The sequence below is a fragment of the Pantoea hericii genome, assembly GCF_014155795.1.
Taxonomy (GTDB): domain Bacteria; phylum Pseudomonadota; class Gammaproteobacteria; order Enterobacterales; family Enterobacteriaceae; genus Pantoea; species Pantoea eucalypti.
The window spans coordinates 1-21,364 of the sequence record NZ_SCKV01000010.1 but is presented as its reverse complement, the minus strand read 5'-3'; the positions used below and the strand labels follow the sequence as shown (position 1 = coordinate 21,364).

26 protein-coding genes and 1 other annotated feature are annotated in these 21,364 nt (G+C 49.9%); of the genes, 8 read left to right on the top strand and 18 right to left on the bottom strand.

Features of this window, described 5'->3' with window-relative positions:
- Positions 1-15 precede the first annotated feature (15 nt).
- The 13 genes from H7K52_RS18270 to H7K52_RS18215 all read right to left on the bottom strand — a co-directional run bounded on the left by H7K52_RS18270 (position 16) and on the right by H7K52_RS18215 (position 8,057).
- Positions 16-633 (bottom strand): hypothetical protein, encoded by a 618-nt coding sequence (locus tag H7K52_RS18270; protein ID WP_182630312.1) that lies wholly within the window; start codon positions 631-633, stop codon positions 16-18.
- Positions 623-1,951: an AAA family ATPase gene (locus H7K52_RS18265; protein WP_182630311.1), complete on the bottom strand. Its 1,329-nt coding sequence runs from the start codon at positions 1,949-1,951 to the stop codon at positions 623-625. Before H7K52_RS18265 ends, H7K52_RS18270 begins: the two co-directional genes overlap by 11 nt.
- 260 nt (positions 1,952-2,211) lie before the next feature.
- Positions 2,212-2,469, bottom strand: a complete 258-nt coding sequence (locus H7K52_RS18260; RefSeq protein ID WP_182630310.1) for a hypothetical protein — start codon at positions 2,467-2,469, stop codon at positions 2,212-2,214.
- 73 nt (positions 2,470-2,542) lie between these two features.
- The gene (locus H7K52_RS18255; protein ID WP_182630309.1) at positions 2,543-2,776 is read right to left on the bottom strand and encodes a DinI family protein; all 234 of its coding nucleotides are present in this window, start codon (positions 2,774-2,776) and stop codon (positions 2,543-2,545) included.
- An 8-nt stretch (positions 2,777-2,784) separates the two neighbouring features.
- Entirely contained in the window at positions 2,785-2,970 is a 186-nt protein-coding gene (locus tag H7K52_RS18985; protein ID WP_222924242.1) for a hypothetical protein, read from the bottom strand.
- Between the two features lie 199 nt (positions 2,971-3,169).
- Positions 3,170-5,416 (bottom strand): replication endonuclease, encoded by a 2,247-nt coding sequence (locus H7K52_RS18250; protein WP_182630308.1) that lies wholly within the window; start codon positions 5,414-5,416, stop codon positions 3,170-3,172.
- Positions 5,413-6,276 (bottom strand): DNA adenine methylase, encoded by an 864-nt coding sequence (locus tag H7K52_RS18245; protein ID WP_182630307.1) that lies wholly within the window; start codon positions 6,274-6,276, stop codon positions 5,413-5,415. The genes H7K52_RS18250 and H7K52_RS18245 overlap by 4 nt, the downstream gene beginning before the upstream one ends.
- Positions 6,273-6,500, bottom strand: a complete 228-nt coding sequence (locus H7K52_RS18240) for a TraR/DksA family transcriptional regulator (protein ID WP_182630306.1) — start codon at positions 6,498-6,500, stop codon at positions 6,273-6,275. Before H7K52_RS18240 ends, H7K52_RS18245 begins: the two co-directional genes overlap by 4 nt.
- Positions 6,500-6,727: a DUF2732 family protein gene (locus H7K52_RS18235; RefSeq protein ID WP_182630305.1), complete on the bottom strand. Its 228-nt coding sequence runs from the start codon at positions 6,725-6,727 to the stop codon at positions 6,500-6,502. The genes H7K52_RS18240 and H7K52_RS18235 overlap by 1 nt, the downstream gene beginning before the upstream one ends.
- Before the next feature lie 69 nt (positions 6,728-6,796).
- On the bottom strand, positions 6,797-7,138 hold the full coding sequence (locus H7K52_RS18230) for a DUF5347 family protein (protein WP_122889579.1): 342 nt from the start codon (positions 7,136-7,138) through the stop codon (positions 6,797-6,799).
- Positions 7,075-7,278: a phage filamentation protein Fil family protein gene (locus tag H7K52_RS18225; RefSeq protein WP_182630304.1), complete on the bottom strand. Its 204-nt coding sequence runs from the start codon at positions 7,276-7,278 to the stop codon at positions 7,075-7,077. The genes H7K52_RS18230 and H7K52_RS18225 overlap by 64 nt, the downstream gene beginning before the upstream one ends.
- A gap of 9 nt (positions 7,279-7,287) precedes the next feature.
- The gene (locus H7K52_RS18220; RefSeq protein WP_182630303.1) at positions 7,288-7,797 is read right to left on the bottom strand and encodes a phage regulatory CII family protein; all 510 of its coding nucleotides are present in this window, start codon (positions 7,795-7,797) and stop codon (positions 7,288-7,290) included.
- Between the two features lie 35 nt (positions 7,798-7,832).
- Positions 7,833-8,057 carry a MerR family transcriptional regulator gene (locus tag H7K52_RS18215; RefSeq protein ID WP_182630302.1) on the bottom strand — a complete coding sequence of 75 codons (225 nt, stop codon included), beginning with the start codon at positions 8,055-8,057 and terminating at the stop codon, positions 7,833-7,835.
- Between the two features lie 122 nt (positions 8,058-8,179).
- Between H7K52_RS18215 and H7K52_RS18210 the strand changes: the two genes are divergently transcribed.
- The 3 genes from H7K52_RS18210 to H7K52_RS18200 are packed head-to-tail and all read left to right on the top strand — an operon-like array spanning position 8,180 to position 10,622.
- Positions 8,180-9,037: a phage repressor protein CI gene (locus H7K52_RS18210; RefSeq protein WP_182630301.1), complete on the top strand. Its 858-nt coding sequence runs from the start codon at positions 8,180-8,182 to the stop codon at positions 9,035-9,037.
- Between the two features lie 6 nt (positions 9,038-9,043).
- Positions 9,044-9,586: a hypothetical protein gene (locus H7K52_RS18205; RefSeq protein WP_182630300.1), complete on the top strand. Its 543-nt coding sequence runs from the start codon at positions 9,044-9,046 to the stop codon at positions 9,584-9,586.
- A gap of 4 nt (positions 9,587-9,590) precedes the next feature.
- Entirely contained in the window at positions 9,591-10,622 is a 1,032-nt protein-coding gene (locus H7K52_RS18200) for a phage integrase (RefSeq protein ID WP_182630299.1), read from the top strand.
- Positions 10,623-10,831: 209 nt separating this feature from the next.
- On the opposite strand, the gene H7K52_RS18195 is transcribed toward H7K52_RS18200, so the two are convergent.
- On the bottom strand, positions 10,832-11,368 hold the full coding sequence (locus tag H7K52_RS18195; protein ID WP_182630298.1) for a GNAT family N-acetyltransferase: 537 nt from the start codon (positions 11,366-11,368) through the stop codon (positions 10,832-10,834).
- A gap of 289 nt (positions 11,369-11,657) precedes the next feature.
- On the opposite strand from H7K52_RS18195, the gene H7K52_RS18190 reads away from it, so the two are divergent.
- Both H7K52_RS18190 and tyrA read left to right on the top strand, forming a co-directional pair.
- Positions 11,658-12,737 carry a 3-deoxy-7-phosphoheptulonate synthase gene (locus tag H7K52_RS18190; RefSeq protein ID WP_003849031.1) on the top strand — a complete coding sequence of 360 codons (1,080 nt, stop codon included), beginning with the start codon at positions 11,658-11,660 and terminating at the stop codon, positions 12,735-12,737.
- 5 nt (positions 12,738-12,742) lie between these two features.
- Positions 12,743-13,864 (top strand): bifunctional chorismate mutase/prephenate dehydrogenase, encoded by a 1,122-nt coding sequence (gene tyrA, locus H7K52_RS18185; protein ID WP_008927085.1) that lies wholly within the window; start codon positions 12,743-12,745, stop codon positions 13,862-13,864.
- Between the two features lie 32 nt (positions 13,865-13,896).
- Here tyrA and pheA read toward each other — a convergent pair whose 3' ends face one another.
- From pheA to bamD, 4 genes are all read right to left on the bottom strand, one after another.
- Positions 13,897-15,072 carry a bifunctional chorismate mutase/prephenate dehydratase gene (gene pheA / locus H7K52_RS18180; protein ID WP_039660790.1) on the bottom strand — a complete coding sequence of 392 codons (1,176 nt, stop codon included), beginning with the start codon at positions 15,070-15,072 and terminating at the stop codon, positions 13,897-13,899.
- Between the two features lie 22 nt (positions 15,073-15,094).
- Positions 15,095-15,219, bottom strand: a sequence feature (Phe leader region).
- Positions 15,171-15,218: a pheA operon leader peptide PheL gene (gene pheL / locus H7K52_RS18875; protein WP_197066373.1), complete on the bottom strand. Its 48-nt coding sequence runs from the start codon at positions 15,216-15,218 to the stop codon at positions 15,171-15,173. Its footprint overlaps the feature before it by 48 nt.
- An 88-nt stretch (positions 15,220-15,307) precedes the next feature.
- Entirely contained in the window at positions 15,308-15,643 is a 336-nt protein-coding gene (gene raiA / locus H7K52_RS18175) for a ribosome-associated translation inhibitor RaiA (protein WP_003849030.1), read from the bottom strand.
- 280 nt (positions 15,644-15,923) lie between these two features.
- Complete coding sequence (gene bamD, locus H7K52_RS18170) at positions 15,924-16,655, bottom strand: outer membrane protein assembly factor BamD (RefSeq protein ID WP_003849029.1); 732 nt, start codon at positions 16,653-16,655, stop codon at positions 15,924-15,926.
- A 129-nt stretch (positions 16,656-16,784) separates the two neighbouring features.
- Here bamD and rluD point away from each other — a divergent pair, with 129 nt between their 5' ends.
- The 3 genes from rluD to clpB all read left to right on the top strand — a co-directional run bounded on the left by rluD (position 16,785) and on the right by clpB (position 21,190).
- Complete coding sequence (rluD, locus tag H7K52_RS18165; protein WP_182630297.1) at positions 16,785-17,762, top strand: 23S rRNA pseudouridine(1911/1915/1917) synthase RluD; 978 nt, start codon at positions 16,785-16,787, stop codon at positions 17,760-17,762.
- Positions 17,762-18,490 carry a purine nucleoside phosphorylase YfiH gene (gene yfiH / locus H7K52_RS18160; RefSeq protein WP_039660792.1) on the top strand — a complete coding sequence of 243 codons (729 nt, stop codon included), beginning with the start codon at positions 17,762-17,764 and terminating at the stop codon, positions 18,488-18,490. The genes rluD and yfiH overlap by 1 nt, the downstream gene beginning before the upstream one ends.
- A 114-nt stretch (positions 18,491-18,604) precedes the next feature.
- The gene (gene clpB, locus H7K52_RS18155) at positions 18,605-21,190 is read left to right on the top strand and encodes an ATP-dependent chaperone ClpB (RefSeq protein ID WP_182630296.1); all 2,586 of its coding nucleotides are present in this window, start codon (positions 18,605-18,607) and stop codon (positions 21,188-21,190) included.
- Positions 21,191-21,364 lie beyond the last annotated feature (174 nt).

Here is a 21,364-nt window from a genome sequence, read left to right as displayed (position 1 = left end):
TGTAGCCTGCTTATTTTAAGCCGACATATCAAACTGTTGCGTAGTACCAAGATGTTCAAATATCTTTATTGATGTAACTTTTCCGGAAGATATTCTATTTAAAAACCTAAGAATTTGATGCGGATCATCAATGACTGCTGTTCTTTTTATTATAAACCCTTCAAGATTTTTTAAGCTATATTTTTGTGATGAGTTCTCTAAAGCACTAAGCATCTCTCTGCTTAATGCTGATTTTGAACCATCTCCTCTACATACCACAGCATAGTTGAAATCAAGAGATATGAACTCTTCTCTTGTCATCGCAGGGAGATACTTTCTTATGAAATGATAAAGTGTTGTTATCCCCTCATGGATTTTTAACCTAATATCTTCCTTGTGTGACTTCCCTTCTTTGAATTCAATAAAGTACAACTTATTGTTGCTATAGAAAAGAGCGTCAGGAGATTTCTCCTTTATCTGTTTTTTATAAATATTAGAGCAATTAAGGACTTTATCGAAATTGAAGCCGACAAAATCACTAATTATAAAATCGCGATCTCCTGAGTCGTTGTAGCTTAAAGCCTGCACATCACAAAGTGCATTATTATAAACTTCTAACAATTTATCAAAGAGCTCCTTCTCTTTAGAAATCATCTAAATCCTCCTGATTTAACTCTCTTAATGGAGATGCTAACAAATCAATGGCATGTGAAACATTATCAGTAATATCGACAAAGTAAGTATAATCTTCGTCAGGGAATCTTTCAGTAAGATAGAAATGGTTTTCAATAGCGAATCTATCACTATAGTGTTTCAATGCATCGATTATATATGGGCTGTGCGTAGTTATGATTATATCCACACCTAAAGAAACCAATTCACATATTATTTCAGCATAAAATATTTGCCATTTTGGGTGCAGGTTCACTTCAGGCTCATCAATGATTAACAATGAGTTTTCAGCTGCAGAACCACACTTTATAAGCATATCTAACATGCCAAGAGATTTGATTCCAGAAGCAATATTACCTGAGGTTATTTTGTAGCCTTTTTTCTCCAGATAAAAATCATTCTGTTCGATATCATAGACAACCTCACCACGAAACGTGGAATTTATTTTGTTTGATAGCTTTGATGATTCGTTATGGAAAGTGCCATCATCAAATATACTTACATGCCCAAAAACGTTATAAACAGATTCACTGAGCTTTGTAGATAGATCTTTTACGTGCAAAGGAACTGTTAAACGCCCAGGCTCCACATTCCCATCAAAAAGCGTTTTTGCATACCTGATGAGATTATGAAACTGCATGACACTTGGCGAATCGACATAAGTAGAATCTGCATATCCTAAACCATCTGCATATTTGAACTGTGAAATACCATCTTTAGTCCAAGATATATCAATCAAAGGACTTGCGCCATCAATCACTTCGATTGATGCCTTGCTTTGATTTGCATTACCTTTCTGAATTATTTCTCCACGAAATTCAGAAAAGAAAGCCTTTCTTAAAGCGCGATTTATAGCCGACAATTCATCATCAGGCTCTTTCATAATCTGCAGGATTTTTTCTATCTCTTCCCTTGCAGATTCAGCTAGTAAATTAGATAGCATCCCGGTATTAGCCAAATGTTCTATGTATCGTTCTCTTTCATAGATTGTTTTGGCAACATCCAAGCGTAACGATGTATAAAATTTTCGAGGGTTGAATAAATCCCTAATTTCTGGTGATTCAGAGATATTAATTCGTCTTCTTAAGTTGAAGTAAATTTTTTCAACAATCGAAGTTATTCTTTCTTCTTTATCTTCTTCAATGTCTTCCTCATAACGAGAAATAGCTTTAATCATTGAGAAAAGAATTTTACCAACAGTACTCTTGCCAGTGTCATTTTCCCCGGTGATTACGGTAAGGCCACCAATAGCCACATCTGCCTGTGAAATTGTTCCAAAATTATTAATTTTAATACGCATATTCAATTCACTCTCGCGTAAGCATCCCATCTATGCACACTTTAGCATATGTTTGCAGCTGTGTTTATGCGAATGTGCGTCGTCAGGTTAGCAACTCTGGGGGCCCGCGCGCAATGCTATCCCCGCCACGCCTGCCCGCTTTGTGCATCGCTTTTAATGCAGTTGCATGTACCTCGCAAAACAGCGCCATCACTGGCGCTGCAGGGTGTTTCAGTGCTTCAGAAATCAATGCAGATCCATGCATGTTATGCACGCATGACTCATTTACGGGTTACAGCACCCGTAAAATCGGAGGAAGCAGCGCTTCCATAGCTCAACTGATGTAGATAAACGATGCCTTCACGAAGGGAAACAGGGCGCGGTAACTCGAACATAAAAACAAAATCGTAAGTCCTTCCGAGCCAGAATCCTCCGCCAGCCTCTTTAGGACGCTGAAAGAATACCCAGCCGCCGGAATGGAAGTAATCAAGGTAATCCCCACGATAAACTATCTGGTAATTAGGGTCTTTTCCGCCCATTTTCTAACGCCTCGCAATGCTCGTTGTTCAACCGTGCCACTGCCAAATCAAGATGTTGGCATTAACCCGGTTATCAATGCAGCCAGCTGTCATCTTCCCAGACGTTCTGTAGAAGGTCATTTATCCTGCGCCGGTCTTCGTCAACTTTTACACCAGGCATTTCAATTTTGGTGTAACTACCATGTCGCACTTGCACCACCGCATCAGGAAACAGCGCAGTTACACGTTTACTCACTTCTTCCCGGAAAGCATCTGCCACCGACTGACTGATTTTCTGATTCTTATCGAGCATGATTTCAATGCGCATATCAACCCCTAGTCGGCAGCGTAAAAGATTTCCTCGCCAGCATCCTGGTGAGTCTCCGAGTTTGCCAATTCGGCAATAATGGTGAGTGCCAGTTTCAGGTCTGACGGCTTACAGTTTGCGATTAACGAAACCTCTGCAATGAACTGCACGCACGCCATTTTTTTATGTATTTGGTTTGATTCCTGAACCGTCATTTTCCCTCCCCCAACTAAACTGTGTATTTATACAGTAGCATAGCACTTATAAGTTGAGAAATGAAAAATATTTGGCTGATTTGTTTTTTATCTCATTGATATGCAACAGTTAAATCTAAGGGTTTTTTTAGAATCACTTGCTCATAAATCGTGGTCATCAGAACGACGGTCACCTGATTTCGTTACCCTAATGCAGGAATTACGGCCTTTTTTTACGGTTTTTTTCTGCTAATCGATTAAATCTTTCTAATACGAAAGTCTTTTTCGGCTCCAGTTTTGGGCGGGCCAGTTCTCCATTAGGTAAGCTGCGGAAGACTTGACCAGCGATTATCGTCTGCGTTCCGCCAATCAGACGCACGGCCATTCCGCGGCTGATGGTTTCACCGCTTGAATCTCTCACCTGCGCTATTACGTTGTCGCACGCAGCTTCGATTTTGTCCGACCGCCTGAGTTTGAGATGCCGCTTTTCTGGTTTCTGCGACCTTATCCGGCTTAAAAGTTGTCGCCGCTCCTTTCTGCTCATGCCGTCCAGGTCGATTTTTTCGAAACTTTCCGGCGGGTTTGAATCCTCAGATCTCAAACCTCCCGTACAGTTATTGACAGAACTCCGAGAGGACGCGGACGCGCCCTTAAATTCAAAAGCCAAATCAACAGCGCGTTTCGGGACAATCTTCCATTGCATCAGGCGGGTTAAGATCGGTGTGTCGTCGCCAACTTCAGTTGCGTAAACACCCTTGATACGCACGGTTTCCTCTCCGTATTCATTCATGTCTTTGCTTGCCTGATACCAGGTGCGCACAGCAAGCTCGTCGCGACGCACAAACGGGCCACCCTGCGCATTAACGTATCCGGCCCAGTCTCCTGCGTCGGCTGCGTCATGCGCGGCAGCAAACTCAACGCTCAGGCCGTGCGCGGTTTCGCTGTCTGCCATGCGGCGCAGCTCGCGGTAAACCGTGACCGGCGCACCGCCCACAAACTGAAATTGGCGGATGTGCCAGCGTGCCGCCCAGGCAGAAACTGCCGAGGCGGTTTCCTTAAGGTCTTTGCCGCTTTCGTCGTCTGTCTCACCATCCAGCGCATAGCCGTCGATATTTTTGGAAATGTATTTAGCAACATAACCTGTTGCGCTGCCTTTCTCCGGGTCGATAGCTTCGGCATGAAAGCGGGCCTTACGGGCCTTGTCGGTCGTCAGCTCGCTGCTGTCTTCCTGCCAGGCGTAGTCGCGCACAATCTCGCGCACACACTCAGCCTGCTCCGGGCGCATAAACATGAGCATGTGCCAGTGCGGGGTCGCATCGTGATGAGGCTCAGCAACGCGGATCCCGAAGATGCGGATTTCTTCGCGGTGCAGTTTGGCGCGGATTTTCTGCCAGACACTGCAGAGATAACGCTGCGTGTCGGCCGGGCTGGCACCATTCCATTTGCGGTTACGATGCCCTGTTTTGATTGTGGCGTGATAGCGCGCCGGGGCGGTAAGCGTATAAAACTCGCCGATAAAGCCCATTTCATTGCAGATGTTTTCGAAGCCACGAATGCGGGTCATCAGCTCGCAGCGGCGGATCGCCGGGTTGGCCACGCTGCCATCGTATTTCTCGATCAGGCTGATGCGGTTGCCTTCCTCGTCTTCCAGCTCCATTCCTTTCAGAAATTCACGGGTGCGGCGCTTCTGCTCGCGCCATTCTGAAACGGTCATGCTGCTGGCGTAGGGGGTATGCTTTTTACTGACGTTAGCCAAGGCGATCTGAAGGTGTTCACGCCATGATGCTGCCACGCGGCGCAGACGGCCTTTCCACCATTTTTCCGTCTGCATACGCATGATCGCCGGGGTAGCGTCCTCCGGGTCAAACAGCCGGGACGTGACTTTATCCCACAATGGAGGCGTCTGGCTCAGCTCGCGGGTGATGGTGGCAGCCGTCATGTATATACGGTGCGTGTATTTGTAGTCTGACTCGTCACTGGCCTGCGCGTGTGCCTGTACCAGCTCGGCGAGAATGAAATTAGCCACATCCCCGGCCAGCAAATCGACATCGGCGCGGGCCATATCCGGCAGTCGGTTGAAGCGGCGCATCAGCTCCCATAGCTGACCACCTGCGCGGGCCGCGCCATCCTGTTTAGTGGCATTACCTGCCAGCAGGTTAAACGTGCCGTGACTCATTTCACCGAGGCGATATTGAGCGTTAACGGTTTCAACGCGTGGCAATGTGCGCTCAACGAAAGTTTTCGTTAAGTACGCATTGGCACGATCAATACCCTGTGTTTTTTCTAACTCACTAACCCGACGCTTTACATCAATCTGAATCAGCGTCGGCTGCTTTTCGAGTAGTTCCTGCGCACGCACTAAAGCCGCAATCATCTGACTGCGGCTGTGCATTTCCTCATAGGTTGCGTATGGGCTGGCAATGGCTTCCCGTGGAGCATTCCACGGGTAAGCGTATTCCTGAATCATCGAGACGCCTGCACTTCTGCAGACCAGTCCGCGGCTGCGGCCGGATCAAAGCCAGACCACGCAGGCCCGACTGCGGGAAGGCGCACGGCGATGATTTCTGATGCACGCTTGCTTTTACCTGCGGCAACGCCAACCGAACGGGCTACGCTGATGCTGGTGATATCGAAAGCGCGCAGAATGCTGCGGGTGTAGAGGGTGTCGCTGTTAGAAACCACAACCGGGCAGCGCTCCGAGACGTCAAGCAACATGCTGACCAGATCGTGATGTTCATCTTTGTCAAAACCTGCAGAGTGATATTCCGCGAATGTACCGTCATAAGGTGGATCGCAGTACACCACATCGCCAGCTTTAGTCAGGCGCAGCGTTTCGCGGAAGTCAGCGCAGATGAACGTCGCGCGCTGCGCTTTCTTCGCAAATGTTTCTATCTCAGCCAGTGGGAAATACGGCTCTGCGTAGTTACCAAACGGGATGTTAAATTCACCACGTTTGTTATAGCGGCAAAGACCGCGATAGCCATTGCGGTTCAGGTACAGGAAATAAGCGGCACGCTCAAGAAGAGGCAACGCAGGGTTGTGATTAAACGCCTCACGGACGGCGTAATAGCTCTCACCGGTCACGTTCTGATTAAACAGGCTGGCCGCAATAACGATAAACGGACGGGTGTGCTCTTTAATCTGGCGATAGAGGTTAATGAGATCAGGGTTTATATCCGCAACCAGATAGGCCGGGTAATCAGTGTTCATCATTACTGCGCAGGAACCGGCGAAGGGTTCGACCAGGCGATCACCTTCAGGCAGGTGCGTCAGCAACTCCGGCATAACGCGGGACTTGTTGCCCGCCCACTTTAGGATCGTGCTCATAACGCACCGCCTTTTGATGCTTTAGCGCGCAGCTCGGTCATGTCCTGACAGCTGACACAGCGAGTTACGCCACGCACCGCGCGGCGACGCTGTTCCGGGATTGGGGCATCGCAGTCTTCGCAGAAGGATGCCGCCACGCCGACCGGGCGATTAACCACGCTGGCGATGTTGCGCGCCAGCAGCTCATCGGCGCGCTGCTGCGCCATGTCGATTGAGTCGGCCATCAGTGCAACTCCTGCGCCTGGTTCTCAAAGCGCTCGGCCTCTTTGTCCAGCAGTTCGATAATTTCTACTGCAGACATTTCTTTTTGGCGGGCATGAATTGCCAGTGCGGCCAGGCGGATTGAAACTGACAGCGCATCATCAGAACGCTGCTCGGTTTTGGCCTTACTCAGCATGGCGCTAAGTGCATCGTCATAAGCTTTAAAATTATGGGTCTGGATATTTCGCATGTTTCTTTCTCCTGAATTTGGGCAAAAGAATGCCCGGCGGGTTAACGCCATTTATTTACATCGGGTTATTTAGTTAGAAAGGGTCATTCGCTTTGGAAATAAACTCACGACTGCTTTTAAATGATTCATTGCACAAATAAGCGCCTTTCTTTCATCAGTAGTCAGTTCACTAAAATCAGCTTCGTGCCTGTCTTTACCGATGTTAGCCAGGAAAAGAATTGCGCTCAGTGCGCGCTTGTTGTCCCGGTAATTACTGTCTGTCACATCGCGCATTTCAGAGAAAAAACGAGCCATATCCTTTTCACAGTTACCGCCCATCAGTTGCGCGCGAATTAAGGCAACGTGATTCAGCGCCGAAACCCGCTGACCTGCAGTAAGCTCGACCAGCATTGAATCGCCTTCGATAGCCATGATTCACCTCTTTTCTCTTTTGCCTCTTCCTGCTGGCTTAATACCGGATGCCAGCGCCTGCCGTTCTCGCCCATAATCCAGCCATTTCCATAAGACATTGACGGACTTTGACGCTTGAGGTGTGCTGCAAATGAAATCATCGCGCGCCCTCAGCTAATGCCAATCGAAGCACCCAGCCCGCTGATAGCGTCAACGGTTGATGCTAAAGTCGGGTTAGAGTGAACGCGGTTCTGCACGGCCAGTGCTGCCAGCATCATGCAGCGAATGCCGGTATTTGCGGCTTCCAGAATACTGCGTCGGCATGTTGCAGTTATCCGCTCCGGGTTTGCAGCGCTGGCGGCCATGCTTCCGACTTCAGCGGTAGCCTTCAGCACGTAGGACGGAAACTTATCTTTTGCCAGCTCATTAACCGGTACGCATGGCAGGCACTGCAACTGCGCTAACATTCCATCCATCAGCGTGGCATCTTCGGTCAGGTCGGTAAGTAACAGTACTTCTGGAGCGGTCAGTTGATGCAACTGATCCGGGTTGAGCTTGTTACGCAAAGTTTGCACTTTCATGCCTGCACGCTGCGCCAGCTCAGCCATGTTGTGCGTAAGTGCGAACTTGCGGCAGGCGTCGTCATAGTGGTTATGGGTGGAAGTCTTAAAATCAAACATGGCCATTCCTTTGCTCAACTTAAATAATTAAGTTCTTACGCTGCGATGTAGCGGCAATTTACACCTTGAGCGAGCAAACGCGCGCGAAAGGCAACCATGTTGATGCGAGCGGCACCACCAATTTTTTTCCGGGGCATAACAAGCAGATCACCGTCTTCAACCATCTGTTTCACGGTACGAAGGCTGTAGCCATAAGCCTGCGCGAACTGCTCATAGGTCATCAGATCGGGGCCGCTAGGTATTGTAATTTGATTGGTCATCGGGGATTATCTCCAGTTGGTAGCTTTTGTAGTGCATTGGCGTGCATTTTGGCTTACGGGGTGAATGATTTGATCCAAATGAGTGATTGTAAAGTAACCCTAGTGGAATATTCGAGGGAACCATGTCTAACGCTTTAGGCGATGCAAAAGAGATTTTAGAAAGAATCCTTAGTTCTTATGGTGTTAGATCAAGACCTGAGCTTGCTGAACTTTTGCAGATCCCCTTACCAACTATCAATAATTGGGTTGCAAGAAGTAGCTTGCCCGGTGACTACATTATCCAATGCGCTATAGATACTGGTGCGGACTTGAAGTGGCTAGTTTCAGGCGAGCTTGAAAATGTAAGATTTAAGGCAGCTCCGCATGGTTTTACTAAAGGTAAGGAATTGCACGAGCAGCTTTTAGCTAATGGCGGAAAGCAAGTGGTTCAGAGGATTCTGCATGCTTACGGGTTTACCATGCAGAAAGAGCTTGGAGACTTGTTAGGGATTCCCTCCGGCACAATGAGTGCGTGGGTTCGTCGCGACTATTTCCCTGGCGACGTTGTCATAACCTGTGCGTTGGATACAGGCGTTTCTCTAAGATGGCTTGCTACTGGCATTGGTGAAATGATTGCGCGGAACAATCGTGAACAAATCTCATCCAATGAAATTGTGACGATTGAAAAATACTCCCTCTTTAACGGTGAGCTAAACAAGACTGGCTTATGGGTATGCGACCCTAGTCTGATTGCAGAAACGGTGAATAACCCAGCTTTAGTAGAAAAGGGGAGTAATAAATGGATTGTAGATCTAGAAGTGAAAGCTATAGGTAATGGATTATGGTTGATAAATATTGATGGAGTGAATGATGTTTATGCAGTATCCCGAATTCCAGGAAACAAGATAAACATTAAAAATTCATCATCTAATTTTGATTGTAAGATAGAGGATGTTGAATGCGTCGGAATGGTTTATCTCACACTGATGGAAAATAACTAGGTCATTATGAAAATTAAAATAGCTCTCACAATTTGCTGTTTTGCTGCCTTTGCTCGCTCTGCTTGGGCTGCTCCTGAAATGTTCAAAGATTCGAAAGCCATGATGGAAGATCACAATGACTATCCACCAGAGAACGGCTCTTATAAGGTTCTGAGCATAAAACCTTTGCATGTGCAAATTTTGCCTACCATCTTCAAAGGTGACGTTGAAAGAAATATTCAATATGAGGCTAATAAAGCAGCTGTCTACGCTGTTTACCGAGTGTTGTTTCAGACTCCAGCTAATACGGTCAAAGTAACTGTGCTGCCTAGAGAATTAGATGTTCAAACCCATAAATATACACCTGCTCCTAAATACGCATTCACTTTTTCTCTTAGTAGAGAAAAAGCTTTAAAACTTTCAAGCCAATATGCAGGCATTGACAATTCAGACGATTTATTCCAGAACGATGGTTATCAGTGGGCTGAGTCATTCCGCGCTTGTTGCTATTCAGACAGAGGAAATCCCGGTTTAGCCGCATTTGTTCAAGAATTGAAAAACAGCAGGTGATTTGGTGGCAATAAAGAAACTTGTTTCTGGTGAATGGCTTGCTGATTTCTATTTAGATGGACGTGGCAGCCGACGCATTCGCAAGTCTTTTGCAACCAAAGGCGAAGCTGTAGCTTACGAAAGCTACACACGCAGTGAAGCTGAAAACAAACCGTGGATAAAGGAAAAAGAGGATCGCCGTAAGCTGAGCGAGCTTATAAAGCTTTGGGATTCTCTTCACGGGCAATCGCTTAAAGCGGTTAAGTCCCGCAAAGCTAAGCTGGATATTGTATGTAAGGGCTTAGGCGATCCGATAGCTTCCCAGCTTACAGCTAAAGATTGGGCACATTACCGTGACCAGCGCTTGCAGGGGAAAATTTCCAATGGTTATCACGATGATGAATCAAAGTGGAAAGTAAAGCCTATCACGGTTAACAGAGAACAAAACTATCTTGCCGCTGTTTTCAATGAGCTGAAGAGGTTAGGGGAATGGTCATTACCTAACCCACTGGAAGGCGTCAGGACGTTCCGGGAAGATGAAAAGGAAATGTCCTGGCTTACCCTAAAGCAGATCACTGAACTTTTGGATGGTTGCGAACTTTACGGAAAGCCAGATTTAAAGATGATATGTAAAGTTTGCTTAGCTACTGGTGCGCGCTGGACTGAGGCGGAAACATTGACCCGCTCACAGTTATCACCTAACAAACTCTCATTCTTTAAAACTAAAGGCGGGAAAAATCGAACCGTTCCGATCCCGCAGTGGCTTTATGATGAACTGAAGGGACGGCAGGGCAGAATGTTTAAGCCATGCTATCAGGACTTCAAGAAGATGCTCGCTACTACGACTATTCAGCTTATAGAAGGCCAGAAAACTCATGTGCTTCGGCACACCTTCGCCAGCCATTTTATGATGAATGGTGGCAATATTCTGGTGCTGCAAAGAATACTCGGCCACGCAAATATCCGTGAAACCATGAAGTATGCACACTTTGCTCCCGACCATTTAGAAGAAGCTGCAGCGCTTAACCCTCTGACCAGTTTAATGTCCACAAACTGACTACCCAGCTTGTACGTGCTCGCATTTGGTTGCACCAGATATAGAAGTAACTAACTGTTTTATAAATAAAATGCTTATGTATCAATGGTGCCGTGAAAAAGCGTCTTAACTAAGGTATCGCTAACGCGACATCTAAAAGTTAATAGCAAACAAGGGGTTGGCATCTGCCAGCCCCTTTTTTATGTCAGTGCCATCCTTGCAGCCTGCAGTCAACCGGCGTCCGGCCGGTGAAAATGATAAATCGCCGTATTAACCGGTCCCGCCTCTAATACGATCAGGCCATAGCGACAGCCAATAAACTCACCGCCGCACTTTTCAGCGACTCTCCGACTGGCCAGATTGTCCTCCGCCGCCAGAATTTCAATCAACCGGGTCTCCGGTCGTGAAAACCCCAGAGGGAGTAGCTTTGCCACCGCGCGGCTGGCAATTCCCTGACGCTGAACGTCACTGCGAACCCAGTAACCTATTGCGCTGGTGTCACCCGGATGGCGGGCAAAGCGTATTCCTGCGCCCCCCAGCAGCTGGTCATGCTGATCAACAATCGCAAACTCTTCCGCTTCCTCCTTCATCCGTTGCCAGTGGGTAAAGCGGATCCAGCTTTCGGCATCATGAGGCTGGTAATCGTGATGCGCCCAGACCATCCACGGGATCAGGCTGTCCAGAGAAGCATTGACCGCAGCGGTAAACGCGGAGACGTCGCTTAGCAGAAAAGGTCGAAGGGAGATGTTCAGTGGGGAGGCGTGCATAATGGACTCAGCCTGAAAATAAACAATATTCTCATTTTGCCTGCAACAGACAGAAACGCAATAAGAGCATGTGTAAACTTTATTTTACATCAAGGCGACTGTCATTAATTCATTTATTAAATTTAAATAAATGATATATATGATTTTATTTGTCATTAGGTTGGTTTATTCAGACCTGTGGTAATAAATGTGTACATGTAATCTTGCGCTATGTATTGTCTGTGATACAGTATTTGCAATCCTCAATGAGGAGCCCTTATCCGCTATATCGAGCCAAAGGATCGCCATCATGCAAAAAGACGCGCTGAACAATGTGCATATCGCCGGTGAACAGGTATTGATCACGCCTGAAGAACTGAAAGCGAAGTTTCCACTGACAACTGAACAGCAGGATCAGGTCGCGGCGTCCCGCCAGACTATCTCTGACATTATTGCCGGCCGCGATCCGCGTCTGCTGGTGGTGTGCGGACCCTGCTCGATTCACGATACCGAAGTGGCACTGGACTATGCTCGTCGTCTGCAAACGCTTTCTGAACAGCTGAAAGATCAGCTCTATATTGTGATGCGCGTCTATTTTGAAAAACCCCGAACTACCGTTGGCTGGAAAGGGCTGATCAATGATCCTTACATGGATAACTCGTTTGATATGGAAGCGGGTCTGCATATTGCGCGCCAGCTGCTGGTGAACCTGGTTGAAATGGGCTTGCCGCTGGCCACAGAAGCGCTGGATCCGAATAGCCCGCAATACCTGGGCGACTTGTTCAGCTGGTCGGCGATTGGCGCACGGACGACAGAATCTCAGACGCACCGTGAGATGGCCTCGGGCCTGTCGATGCCAGTTGGCTTTAAAAATGGCACCGATGGCAGTCTGGGCACAGCAATCAACGCGATGCGTGCTGCTGCAATGCCGCACCGTTTTGTCGGGATTAATCAGGCCGGTCAGGTCTGCCTGCTGCAGACTCAGGGCAATCCGGATGGTCACGTAATTCTTCGTGGTGGCAAAGCGCCGAACTACGGTCCCGAAGATGTCGCGCAGTGTGAAAAAGAGATGCTGAAGGCGGGACTGCGTCCAGCCTTAATGATAGATTGCAGCCATGGCAATTCGAATAAAGACTACAGCCGTCAGCCTGGCGTAGCGGAATCCGCTATTGCGCAGATCAAAGACGGAAACCGTTCAATCATTGGTTTGATGCTGGAAAGCCATATCAATGAAGGTAACCAGTCTTCTGAGCAGCCACGCAGCGAAATGAAGTATGGCGTTTCCGTAACCGATGCGTGCATCAACTGGGAAGTGACCGAAACGTTGCTGCGTGAGATGCATCAGGATCTGCAGGGAGTGCTGTCGGCGCGTCTGTCACAAGAGGTGTAAGAGCAATGGTGGCTGAACTGACCGCGTTACGCGATCAAATTGACAGTGTTGATAAGGCGCTGCTGGATCTGCTGGCTAAACGGCTGGAGCTGGTGGCTGAGGTGGGGGAGGTGAAGAGCCGTTACGGTCTGCCTATCTATGTCCCTGAGCGTGAAGCGTCAATGCTGGCTTCGCGTCGCAAAGAGGCAGAGGCGCTCGGCGTCCCCCCGGATCTGATTGAAGATGTGCTGCGTCGTGTGATGCGCGAGTCCTATACCAGCGAAAATGACAAAGGCTTTAAAACCCTCTGTCCTGAACTGCGCCCGGTGGTGATTGTCGGCGGCAAAGGCCAGATGGGCCGGTTGTTTGAAAAAATGCTCGGCCTGTCAGGCTACACAGTTAAAACGCTGGATAAAGAAGACTGGCCTCAGGCTGAAACGCTGCTCAGCGATGCCGGTATGGTCATCATCAGTGTGCCGATTCACCTGACCGAGCAGGTTATTGCACAGCTGCCGCCACTGCCGGAAGATTGTATTCTGGTGGACCTGGCTTCTGTGAAAAACCGGCCTCTGCAGGCGATGCTGGCCACTCATAATGGTCCGGTGCTGGGTCTGCACCCGATGTTTGGCCCGGACAGCGGCAGCCTGGCAAAACAGGTGGTGGTCTGGTGTGATGGCCGACAGCCGGAAGCGTATCAGTGGTTCCTGGAGCAGATTCAGGTCTGGGGTGCGCGTCTGCATCGTATCAGCGCTGTAGAGCATGACCAGAACATGGCGTTTATTCAGGCACTGCGTCACTTTGCCACCTTTGCCTACGGTCTGCATTTAGCTGAAGAAAACGTGAATCTTGATCAGCTGCTGGCACTCTCATCGCCTATCTATCGACTGGAGCTGGCAATGGTAGGGCGGTTGTTTGCTCAGGATCCGCAGCTTTACGCGGATATCATCATGTCGTCAGAGAGTAATCTGGCGCTGATCAAACGTTATTACCAGCGCTTTGGTGAAGCGATTGCGCTGCTGGAGCAGGGCGATAAACAGGCATTCATTGCCAGCTTTAACCGGGTCGAGCAGTGGTTTGGCGATCACGCGAAACGCTTCCTGGTGGAAAGCCGGAGTCTGTTACGCTCGGCCAATGACAGTCGGCCATAAACGAAAAAGGCATCCCTGCGGATGCCTTTTTGCTATTCAACGGTTTCATCGCCGGGTTCAGCGGGTATCACATTCTCGCTGGGATAGCAGCCCAGCACCTTCAGAGAGCGGGTCATGGTCTGTAACTCCTGCAGAGCCTGCTGCATCCGCTCTGATTGCAGGTTACCCTGCACATCAATGTAAAACATCTCTTCCCACGGATTGCCATTAATCGGGCGTGACTCCAGCTTGCTCATAATCAGGTTGTGCTGACGCAGCACCAATAGTGCATCAACCAGCGCACCCGCCTGCTGGCCGGTTGCCATAATCAGTGTCGTTTTCGCTGGCACCTGATCTGAAACCTCGATGGCTTTTCGGGCGAGCACGATAAAGCGGGTATGGTTTTGCTGCTGGTTTGCCAGATTACGTTCCAGCACCTGCAACTGATAGAGCTCACCACCGGCTTCACTGCCTAATGCTGCCACCTTAGGTGAATTGAGCGCAGCCACTTTCTCCATTGCGGCTGCGGTACTCTCGGTATATTCGATTTTCCAGTGCGGGAAACGGTTAATAAACTGGCTACATTGCTGGAAGGGCTGAGGATGGCTGTAAACCGTCTCAATCTGCTGCAGATCGGCAGGGCCATTCACCAGCACGCAGTGGTCGATAGGCAATGTCAGCTCGCCCACAATGGAGAGGCTGGTCTGTTGCAGCAGATCATAGACATCATTGATAGAGCCCGAACTGGTGTTCTCAATCGGCATCACCGCGTAATCAGCCACGCCGTTTTCGACCTGCTTGATGATGTCGTGAAACTTCAGGCAGCCACACTCCACCATGCTATCGAAATGACGTGACGCGTAGTTGCGAGCGGCAAGATGCGAGTAAGAGCCTTTCGGGCCGAGGAAGGCGATACGGGCGGCATGCGCATGGGGATGATTGAGGTTTTTCTGCAGCAGTGCTTGCTGAGTCAGCACTGAATCTTCAATAACCAGCTGGAACAGGCGGGTGATGTAGTGCGCATCCAGTTTATGCGCTTTACCCAGTACAATCAGATTCTCCAGCAGCGCGCGTTCGCGTTCCACATCCCGAATCGGGCGATGCGTGGCAAGTTTTGCATGTGCGACTTCCACTGCCAGCAGACGACGCTCGGCCAGCAGCGTCAGAAGTTTTTTATCCACTGCGCTGATCTTATCGCGTAACGCCAGCAAGGGATTGTCGGGATTCATAGGGCTCACCTGTATGCTATCCAATAAAAAAGCCTCCCGGTTGGGAGGCTTCGTTGTTCGTCTTCGCTTTCATTTTCACACGACGAATAGCCTCCCGTTCAGGGGAAGGTAAAAAAGAAAGCGAAGAAAAACAGAGTGGGTTTCATCGTAATGTCCGAAATGTGAGTGACCTGAGAGTAACCGTACTGCTTAAAAGCTGTCAATAAAAAACGCGCCCGGAGGCGCGTTAAGGAAATCAGGACTCTTCGTCGGCGGGGATAATGTCTTTTACGCTGGCACTGGCGCGGCGGGCTTCAGACTTATGCTGAACTTTATTCAGCTGACGTTCGAGTTTCGCAATCAAATCGTTGATGGCGGTGTACATATCGTCGTGCTTGGCGCTGGCCACCAGAGTCCCGTTCGGTGTGTTAATAGTGGCATCAGCCACGAATTCTTTGGGCTCTTTGGACAGGACAATATGCGGATTAATCAGGTCGGTTTGCCATTTTTCCAGCTTGGCGAGACGGTCTTCAACATGGCTTCGGATTGCCGGGGTGATGTCCATTTGTTTACTGGTAATGTTCAGAATCATTATTCTTACCTCTCTGTCATTTCCGTCTTGGTCTTCTCAGCATAGCGCGAAAAAACGTTAAATGTGAGATTTTGATCACGAAAAAATGTCACTTTTTGTCAGTTACAACATTCTGTGAGAAAGGCAGAGAAACTCGCTGAAATGGCTTGAAGCGAAACGATTAACACGGCATGCTGGATGAGTTAGCTCGCTGGAATCAGATCCAAATCTGACTGTTCTTCGGGCAAAAAAAAGCAGCCATCGCAGGCTGCTTTTTTTGTGGCTGAAATCTGTCGGGCTATCAGCTTTTGTTGACTGCAATGATTTTCGCCACTTTGTCAGCTTCAGCGTTCAGCTGCAGATTACGGTAAGCATTTTCCATCAGTGGCAGGGCATCGTGTGTCGCCTGCGTATCCGGATAATCGCGCATCATACCCTCTACACGGTTAACAACCGCGACATAAGCCTCACGCTTAGTATAGAATTGCGCCACTGACAGCTCATATTTAGCCAGACGGTCTTTCAGATAGACCAGGCGTTTCTGAGCATCAGCCGCATACTGGCTGTTCGGGTAATTACGCAGCAGCTGGGAGAAGTCGCGGAAAGCATCACGAGCGTGCGTCGGATCGCGGTCAGAACGATCAATACCAAAGAAGCCCTGCAGCGCGGAGTCATCCAGCGCCATGTCCGTCAGACCTTTCATATAGATGACATAGTCAATGTTCGGATGCGTGGGGTTCAGACGCATAAAGCGAGCAATGGCAGCCTGCGCCAGGGGCAGATCGGCATTTTTATAGTACGCGTAGATTAAATCCAGCTGCACCTGCTGCGAATAAGGACCGAACGGATAACGATTATCCAGCGCTTCCAGTTGCTTAATCGCGGCTTTAAAGTTACCGTCCTGCAGCTTTTGCTGCGCTGTAGCATAGATTTCAGAAGGCGGGTTGTCCGGTACCGCGTCATTTGAGCCGGAACAACCAACAAGTGCCAGGCTCAGTGTGGCAGCAGCCACCAGATGTTTCATACGCGTCATGACGAAGTGATTATCCTCAAATGTTATGGCGGAAGCTGTCCGTATAGCTCCCGGTAATGACCAGGTACGATAGCACATTATATTAAACGGCATCGCCGTGAAAACCCAACGTTAACGAAGAAGCTGTATATGGCACAACAAGTTCAACTCACCGCAACGGTATCCGAATCACAACTCGGACAACGTTTAGATCAGACTTTGGCGGAATTGTTCCCTGATTATTCACGTTCCCGCATAAAAGAGTGGATCCTTGATCGTCGCGTTACTGTAAACGGCGTTATGGTCGATACCCCCAAAGAAAAAGTGCTGGGCGGCGAGCTGGTCGCGATTGACGCTGAGATCGAAGAGGCACAGCGCTGGGAACCTCAGGATCTGCCACTCGACATCGTTTATGAAGATGAAGACATTATTGTCATCAACAAACCACGTGACTTTGTGGTTCACCCTGGCGCCGGTAATCCGGATGGCACGGTGTTAAACGCCTTACTTCATCACTACCCTGCGATTATGGATGTGCCACGCGCCGGCATCGTACACCGCCTGGATAAAGACACCACCGGTTTAATGGTGGTCGCGAAAACCGTTCCGGCTCAGACGCATCTGGTGGACTCGCTGCAGCGTCGCGAAATCACCCGTGAATATGAAGCGGTCGCGATTGGCAATATGACGGCGGGCGGCACGGTTGAGCAGCCTATCAGCCGTCACTCCACCAAACGTACCCATATGGCGGTTCATCCAATGGGCAAACCGGCGGTGACGCATTATCGCATCATGGAGCATTTCCGGGCTCATACCCGTCTGCGTCTGCGTCTGGAGACGGGTCGTACTCACCAGATCCGTGTGCATATGTCTCACATCAGCCATCCGCTGGTGGGCGATCCACTTTACGGTGGCCGCCCGCGTCCGCCAAAAGGGGCATCAGAGGCATTTATTAATACGCTGCGCGGTTTCGATCGTCAGGCACTGCACGCCACGATGTTGCGCCTCTATCATCCAATCAGTGGTATTGAGATGGAATTCCATGCTGCGCTTCCACAGGACATGGTTGATTTAATCGCGGCGTTAAAAGCAGACACTGAAGAATTTAAAGACCAGATGAATTGGTGATGAGTCTGATTACGCCGCAATGGCCCGCCTCGTCACGCGTTCGGGCCTGCTCGACGCAGCGACAGGGTGGCGTAAGCACGTCGCCCTGGGATGCGCTGAATCTCGGCGGGCACGTGGGAGATAATCCGGATGCGGTGGCGCGTAACCGTCAGTTGCTGGTGGATAAGGCGGATTTGCCCGCTATGCCGCAGTGGCTGGAGCAGGTTCATGGCACGGAGGTCGTGCGTCTGACTGCAGGCGGAAGTACGCCATTACGTGCTGATGCCTGCATTACCGATCAGCCCGGCGTCGTCTGCGCCATCATGACCGCTGACTGTCTGCCGGTGCTGTTCTGTTCGCAGGATGGGACGGAAGTGGCGGCAGCACATGCAGGCTGGCGCGGGCTCTGTGCCGGTGTACTGGAAAATACGCTGGCGCAGTTTCGTTCTCCGCCTGAGCAGATTCATGTCTGGCTGGGGCCGGCCATCGGACCGGATGCGTTTGAGGTTGGCGCAGAAGTGCGTGAGGCTTTTATGGCGCAGGATCCCCGCGCTGTGCAGGCTTTCCGTCCTTCAGGCGACCGTTTTTACGCTGATATCTGGCTGCTGGCGCGTATGCGACTGCAGGCAGCGGGCGTGAATTCAATCAGCGCTGACAGCCGTTGTACCTTTACGCAGCGCGATGATTTCTTCTCCTTCCGTCGCGATGGTATCACCGGGCGTATGGCAACTTTAATCTGGCTGTTATAACCTTACGCCATAAGACGGTCCAGTTAGCGTGTTTTTTACTCAAATCTCAGGTCATTAACCTTGAAATTTTTGAGGGATGACCTCATTTAATCTCCAGTAGCATTTTGACCTGTAATGGGAGGAATTATGCGTCTGGATCGTCTTACTAACAAATTTCAGCTGGCTCTCGCCGACGCGCAGTCCCTGGCTCTGGGACACGACAACCAATTCATTGAACCTCTGCACCTGATGAGCGCATTGCTTAAACAGGAAGGCGGATCGGTTTCACCTTTACTGACTTCGGCGGGTGTCGACGTTACGCCTTTTCGCGCTCAGGTTGAGCAGGCCATCGATCGCCTGCCACAAGTTGAAGGCAGCGAAGGGGACGTTCAACCTTCATCTGACCTCGTCCGGGTATTAAACCTGTGCGATAAGCTGGCGCAGAAGCGCAACGATAACTTTATTTCATCAGAATTATTTGTTCTGGCCGCTCTGGAATCTCGTGGCTCACTGGCCGATCTGCTCAAAGCAGCGGGCGCAACACGCGAAAAAATCACCGGTGCGATTGAACAGATGCGGGGAGGAGACAACGTGAACGATCAGGGTGCTGAAGATCAGCGCCAGGCATTAAAGAAATACACCATCGATCTGACCGAGCGTGCCGAGAAGGGCAAACTCGATCCGGTCATCGGCCGTGACGAAGAGATTCGCCGCACTATTCAGGTTCTGCAGCGCCGTACCAAAAATAACCCGGTGCTGATTGGTGAACCTGGTGTGGGTAAAACTGCGATTGTTGAAGGGCTGGCGCAGCGCATCATTAACGGTGAAGTGCCTGAGGGCCTGAAAGGTCGTCGGGTGCTGGCGCTGGATATGGGTGCACTGGTCGCCGGGGCGAAATATCGCGGTGAGTTCGAAGAGCGTCTGAAAGGGGTGCTGAGCGATCTGTCGAAACAGGAAGGCAACGTCATTCTGTTTATCGACGAACTGCACACTATGGTCGGTGCGGGTAAAGCGGACGGTGCGATGGACGCGGGCAATATGCTTAAGCCTGCGCTGGCGCGTGGTGAACTGCACTGCGTGGGTGCCACCACACTGGATGAGTATCGTCAGTATATCGAGAAAGATGCCGCGCTGGAGCGTCGTTTCCAGAAAGTCTTCGTGGCTGAGCCAGGTGTGGAAGACACCATCGCGATTCTGCGTGGCCTGAAAGAGCGTTACGAACTGCATCATCATGTGCAGATCACTGACCCGGCCATTGTCGCGGCAGCAACGCTGTCTCATCGTTACATTGCTGACCGCCAGCTGCCGGATAAAGCCATTGACCTGATTGATGAGGCGGCATCCAGTATTCGTATGCAGATGGACTCCAAGCCGGAGTCACTCGATCGCCTGGAGCGCCGTATCATTCAGTTGAAGCTGGAGCAGCAGGCGCTGAAGAAAGAGGCGGACGATGCCAGCATCAAGCGTCTTGAAATGCTGGAAACCGAGCTGAATCAGAAAGAGCGTGAATACGCTGAGCTGGAAGATGAGTGGAAGACAGAGAAAGCCTCGCTGTCCGGCACGCAGAACATCAAAGCTGAACTGGAGCAGGCGCGTCTGAATTTAGAGCAGGCCCGTCGCCAGGGCGATCTCGCTCAGATGTCAGAGCTGCAGTACGGTAAAATTCCGGCACTGGAAAAACAGTTAGCCGCAGCGACTCAGGCTGAAGGTAAAACCATGAAGTTACTGCGCAACCGCGTAACAGATGTGGAGATTGCCGATGTACTGGCGCGCTGGACCGGTATTCCGGTGGCACGCATGATGGAAGGTGAGCGTGATAAGTTGCTGCGCATGGAGCAGGATCTGCATGGCCGGGTCATTGGACAGGATGAAGCGGTAGAAGCGGTATCGAATGCCATACGCCGTAGTCGTGCAGGTCTCTCTGATCCTAACCGGCCTATCGGCTCTTTCCTGTTCCTGGGTCCAACCGGGGTAGGTAAAACCGAACTGTGTAAGTCGCTGGCTAATTTCCTGTTCGACAGTGACGATGCGATGGTGCGTATCGACATGTCCGAGTTTATGGAAAAACATTCGGTCTCACGGCTGGTGGGTGCACCTCCGGGCTACGTCGGCTATGAAGAGGGCGGTTATCTGACCGAAGCGGTGCGCCGTCGTCCTTATTCCGTCATCCTGCTGGATGAAGTTGAAAAGGCGCATCCTGATGTCTTCAACATTCTGCTGCAGGTGCTGGATGATGGGCGTCTGACGGATGGACAGGGCCGTACGGTCGATTTCCGTAACAGCGTGGTGATCATGACCTCTAACCTGGGGTCAGATTTAATCCAGGAGCGGTTCGGTAATCTCAGCTATCCGGAAATGAAAGATATTGTGATGGGTGTGGTCGGACAGCATTTCCGTCCTGAATTCGTCAACCGTATTGATGAGGTAGTGGTGTTCCATCCGCTGGCGGAGAAACACATTGCCTCCATTGCGCAGATTCAGCTGCAGCGGTTGTACAAACGTCTGGATGAACGTGGCTATCAGCTGCACATCTCCGATGATGCGATCAAACTGCTGGCGGAAAATGGGTATGACCCGGTCTATGGTGCGCGTCCGCTGAAACGTGCGATACAGCAGCAGATCGAGAACCCGCTGGCTCAGCAGATCCTTGCAGGTTCGCTGGTGCCGGGTAAAACCATCGAAATGGATGTCGTTAACGACGTCATAACGGCACATCAGTAATAGTGCGAATCGAAAAACGGGCCTCTGGCCCGTTTTTTTTACCCTTTAAAGGGGTTTTTGCTTACTTACTGTTCTTTTTGGCTGCAAAGTGAACGGTCAGAAAAAAAGTCTTAATTTGCACTTGCGCTATCTCAGCCGTTCCCTATAATGCGCCTCCACTGACACGGCAAACCG